We start from the raw sequence: 1,385 nt of genomic DNA, 5'->3' as shown, positions 1-1,385 counted from the left end.
ACCGAGTCGTCTTTTGGCGTGATCACCACGTCCACCGACTCGCTGTCGGCCAACGTCACATCATATCCTGCGCCACCAAACAGAGCCGTCACTTGCGCGCCGCTGAGCGGCTCACCATTGATGATCACGGACTCAATGTCCGCCGCGTCAATCTCGCTGCTGCTGTTCAAACTGAACGTCACCACACTCTCTGAGCCACTCGCTTCGCCCGTTGGCGCGCTGCGGCTGATGGTGAACGCTAACGTGTCTTCCCCTTCGATGGCCGTGCCATCTTTGGTATTAATAGAAACATTACCATCTCCAACTTTAATCGCGCTGTCGCTTGCTTGTGGGGAGGTATTGCCCGATGGGTCTGTCACGGTGGCCGTCACGGTCAGTGACTCTCCGTCCGCTGGTACCGGGTATTGGTAGGTGATGCCGTTATCCAAGTCGTCTTGCGTCAACACGCGATCCGGTTGACCCGATACGCTTAAGGTATCGCCCACGTTGGCATTGGCCGGTGGCGTCACAAGGACATCGACTAAGCCGTCGATTTCACTGTTGGCTAACGTGCCGTCATTGTTGGTATCTTCTGTGATCACCACGGTTGGGGCATCTGGCGCTGTGGTATCGCCGACGGTCACGCTGTCGCTGGCTTGTGGCGAGGTATTGCCCGATGGGTCTGTCACGGTGGCCGTCACGGTCAGTGACTCGCCATCCGCTGGGACAGGATATTGATAGCTGACGCCATTATCCAAGTCGCCTGGCGTCAACACGCGATCCGGTTGACCCGATACGGTTAAGGTATCGCCCACGTTGGCATTGGCCGGCGGCGTCACAAGGACATCGACCAAACCATCGATTTCGCTGTTGGCTAACGTGCCGTCATTGTTGGTGTCTTCAGTGATCACCACCGTTGGGGCGTCTGGCGGCGTGGTATCGCCGACGGTCACGCTGTCGCTGGCTTGTGGCGAGGTATTGTCCGATGGGTCTGTCACGGTGGCCGTCACGGTCAGTGATTCGCCATCCGCTGGGACGGGATATTGATAGCTTACGCCATTCTCTAAGTCGCCTTGCGTCAGCACGCGTTCCGGTTGACCCGACACGGTTAAGGTATCGCCCACGTTGGCATTGGCTGGCGGCGTCACAAGGACATCGACTAAGCCGTCGATTTCGCTGTTGGTTAATGTGCCGTCATTGTTGGTGTCTTCGGTGATCACCACGGTTGGGGCGTCTGGCGACGTGGTATCGCCAACGGTTACGCTGTCGCTGGCTTGTGGCGAAGTGTTACCTGACGGATCAGTAATAGTTGCCGTCACGGTCAGTGACTCACCGTCCGCTGGTACCGGGTATTGGTACGTGATACCGTTATCCAAGTCATCTTGCGTCAACACGCGATCCGGTTG

The 1,385-nt window shown here is 57.5% G+C and carries 1 pseudogene; it reads right to left on the bottom strand.

Going from position 1 to position 1,385, the window contains the following annotated elements:
- A pseudogene (locus L4C39_RS00565) lies at positions 1–1,370 on the bottom strand (hypothetical protein); the annotation flags it as partial.
- Positions 1,371–1,385 lie beyond the last annotated feature (15 nt).

It is taken from the genome of Vibrio clamense, from assembly GCF_050337905.1.
Taxonomy (GTDB): domain Bacteria; phylum Pseudomonadota; class Gammaproteobacteria; order Enterobacterales; family Vibrionaceae; genus Vibrio; species Vibrio cortegadensis.
Note: the sequence above shows the minus strand (reverse complement) of the source record. Positions and strands in the feature narration are given on the sequence as shown.